Origin of the sequence: Aquiflexum sp. (genome assembly GCF_041749095.1) — a bacterium.
GTDB lineage: Bacteria > Bacteroidota > Bacteroidia > Cytophagales > Cyclobacteriaceae > Aquiflexum.
Genome location: NZ_JBGTCA010000377.1, coordinates 1 through 3,391, shown reverse-complemented (window position 1 = coordinate 3,391; position 3,391 = coordinate 1). Strand labels below are relative to the sequence as shown.

Annotated in this window: 2 protein-coding genes and 1 pseudogene; 2 read left to right on the top strand and 1 reads right to left on the bottom strand. The window is 40.8% G+C overall.

The features are described from left to right. Nucleotides 1-111 precede the first annotated feature (111 nt). Together ACEW8O_RS17225 and ACEW8O_RS17220 are read left to right on the top strand one after the other, a co-directional pair. A complete protein-coding gene (locus ACEW8O_RS17225) occupies nucleotides 112-984 on the top strand; it encodes a biotin-dependent carboxyltransferase family protein (RefSeq protein WP_373495865.1) in 873 nt (290 codons plus the stop codon). Nucleotides 985-1,131: 147 nt separating this feature from the next. Next, a complete protein-coding gene (locus tag ACEW8O_RS17220; RefSeq protein ID WP_373495864.1) occupies nucleotides 1,132-2,646 on the top strand; it encodes a DUF4301 family protein in 1,515 nt (504 codons plus the stop codon). 534 nt (nucleotides 2,647-3,180) lie between these two features. On the opposite strand, the pseudogene ACEW8O_RS17215 reads toward ACEW8O_RS17220, so the two are convergent. Then, nucleotides 3,181-3,391, bottom strand: a pseudogene (locus tag ACEW8O_RS17215) (hypothetical protein); the annotation flags it as partial.

The following is a 3,391-nucleotide window of genomic DNA, read 5'->3' as shown; positions in this document are numbered from 1 at the left end:
TAAGGAAAAATTTCCTGAAATCGGTGATAGGGTCAAGTTCAATCCTATTTCTGTAGAAGAGTATAAAAATATGCTTAAGCATCCCCAAAAAAGCATAAAGCAAATCTAATCATGATAAAGACACCGGCATATATCCATTTCCATCAGCCTGGTATGATGACCTCTGTGCAGGACTGGGCAAGATATGACATGGTCTATTTTGGAGTTCCTTATTCAGGCGTGATGGACAGGATTTCCATGACTTTGGTCAATCACCTCCTTCACAATCCTGAAAATGCTGCTGTCCTCGAAATGGCACATGTTGGTCCGAAAATGATTTTTGAAATGCCCACAAGGATCGTTTTTGCAGGAGCAGAAGCAGATATCTATATCAATGAAAGGTCAATTAAATTGGGGAAAGTGTATGATGTAGGTGAAGATGCTGTGGTTGAGGTAAAAAAATTCAGAAGAAGACAGTGGCTATATATGGGTGTGCAGGGAGGTTTGGAATCTGAAATGGTCGGAAAAAGCCGAAGTTGGTACCCCGGTGTGACTCCAAGAGATAAAATGGTCAAAGGGGATACCATCACCTACTTATACGAAGAAAGATATTATCCTCCCGAAAATTCACACTCCAAAATAAAGGCCAATTGGTACAAAGAAAGTATTATCAAAGTATTTGAAGGACCTGAATGGGATCAATTACCAAAGCTTGCGATCAATAGAATTTTGAATAGATCTTTTACAGTTTCTGAACAGATCAATAGGATGGCCTATCAGTTGGAAGAAACCATAGAAAATGATATACAGCCTATATTGACCTCACCGGTTTATCCCGGCACAGTACAGTTGACCCCCTCAGGCAAACTCATTATATTGATGCGAGATGCACAGGTAACCGGTGGCTATCCCCGGATTCTTCAGGTGGATATGCACTCTATGAATATTTTAGCCCAAAAAAGATCCGGAGAAAAAATAAAGTTTAGTATAATTGTGGATGAATGAAATTTTTAGGCAGGAATGTAATTATTTGTACCAGGTTTTTCAGTCCTCAAGAATTCAGAAATTCAAAGACAGTAAGTCGGGGAAAATCTTTGAATAAGCCGTTTTCAATGTATATATTAAAGGTTTTAAACCAATAAACACAAAACCATGGATGCACAACTAGAAAAGCAGATATCAGACCAGGACATGTCAATTGAGAATGTCAAGGAACAATTAACCAATTTTAAAGAAGGTTTTCCATTTTTACCAATAGTCGGTGCGGCTACTATTGGGAATGGAATAAAGGCTTTGACCGAAACTGAACTCAAACACTATTTAGACACTTATCCCAAGATAGCTGCCCAAAAAGAGGTGGTCAAATTTGTCCCTGCAAGTGGGGCTGCATCACGGATGTTCAAAGACCTTTTTTCCTTTCTGGAAGGAGATGGGGATATATTAAAGAGCAGTTTTGTACAGAAATTTTTCCAACAGATTGAAAAATTTGCCTTTTATGATGACCTCAACAAAAGCCTCGAAAGAGAAGGCAGCAGCATCAATAAAGCAGTGGAATCAGGGCAGCATAAAATGGTGATTTCGCATCTTTTGAATGATGAAGGCCTTGGCTACGGGCAATTACCGAAAGGCCTGCTGAAATTCCATCATTACGCTGACCACGACCGGACACCAACTTATGAGCATTTTATGGAAGGCATTCTCTATGGCCTGGGCAAAGGGAATACCGTTAGACTTCACTTTACAGTTTCTCCCGAGCATGAAGATAAATTCAAAGAGGAAGTTGCACAGGTACAGCCTAATCTTGAAAAAGAATATGGGGTGAAATTTGATGTCTCTTATTCCCAACAGAAAAAATCAACGGATACCATAGCCGTCAACATGGACAACAGTCCGTTTATTGAAGAAGACGGCAGTATTCTCTTCAGACCTGCAGGACATGGCGCATTGTTGGAAAATCTGAATGAAATTGACGGTGATTTGATTTTTATTAAAAACATTGACAATGAAGTTCCTGATAGGTTGAAAAGCCCGACAAAAGATTATAAAATAGCGATCGGTGGTCTTCTTTTGGAGATTCAGGAAAAAGTATTCGGTGCTTTGAAAAAGCTGGATGAAGAATCCAGTGAAAATGCTATTGCACATGCTCAGTCAGTAATCACCAATGATCTGGGGGGGAAATTACCCGAGAATTATCATGGTTTGAATTCGGAAGAAAAAAAGAAGTACTTATACACCAAACTCAATCGGCCATTGAGGGTCTGTGGGATGGTGAAAAATACAGGAGAACCGGGAGGTGGCCCATTTTGGGTTAAAGATGATGATGGCTCGCTTTCCCTTCAGATTGCCGAAACGGCACAGATTGATCTGGATGATGCAACCCAAAAAGAAATCTTCAAATCATCGACTCATTTCAATCCAGTTGATCTGGTCTGCGCGACAAAAAATTATAAGGGGGAAAAATTTGACCTGCTCAAATTCAGGGATATGCGAACTGGGTTCATCACCGAAAAATCAAAAAGTGGCCGTGACCTCAAAGCTTTGGAACTACCCGGACTTTGGAACGGTGCGATGGCAGGATGGAATACGGTCTTTGTCGAAGTTCCTTTGATCACCTTTAATCCTGTGAAGACAGTGAATGATCTGCTGAGGGATGAGCATCAGGGATGAGGAAAGGATGATGGATGAAGGATGAAGGATGAAGGGAAATTGTAGATTGTAGATTTTAGATTTAAGATTTGGGAAGGGTGAGGGATGAGGGATGAAGAATGAAGGTGGTGGCGTCATTGCGAGGAGCACTTGAGAAACTTTGATTTTTTATATGGTCCTTCGTGCGACGTGGCAATCTCTTTAGGGAATGGGAATCCGCCGAGGTGGACAAGTTGTACCAAGAACGAAGTACCAAGTACCAAGTATGGGGTAAGTTCAGGAAAGGGGAATGTTAATCAGAACGAGCTTTTTGGAAACCTTTGCGATAAGTTAGAAGGAGGGAATGAAGTTAGATAGAAGATCTGTCATTCTGAGTTATCGGGGCTATCGGGACGGGACAGGCTTTCCTTCGTCATGAAGCAATTCAATGTCATTGAATACGGGGAATACGGCCAAAAATGGGTTCATGTGAGTGACACTCAGATGGGCATTTTCAAATCTTTTGTGTTCTTTTGTCTCTTTTGTGGTTCAAATAAAAAAACATAGATATCAAACTCAAGCCATCACCGCCACCATCTCCAACACTTTTCTTCCCAAGAATACATTACCCTTGATCTTTATCTTGTCCATCACCAGTTCAGGGGTTAGGTTTTTGCAGAAAAGTTTCCATGCGATGGCACCCGGTATTTGAATATAGGATTCAGGGGAACGGGAGGTTGTGGCAACCAATTCCCATTTATCCTCTTTTTGTACAAGAAAAAAACTT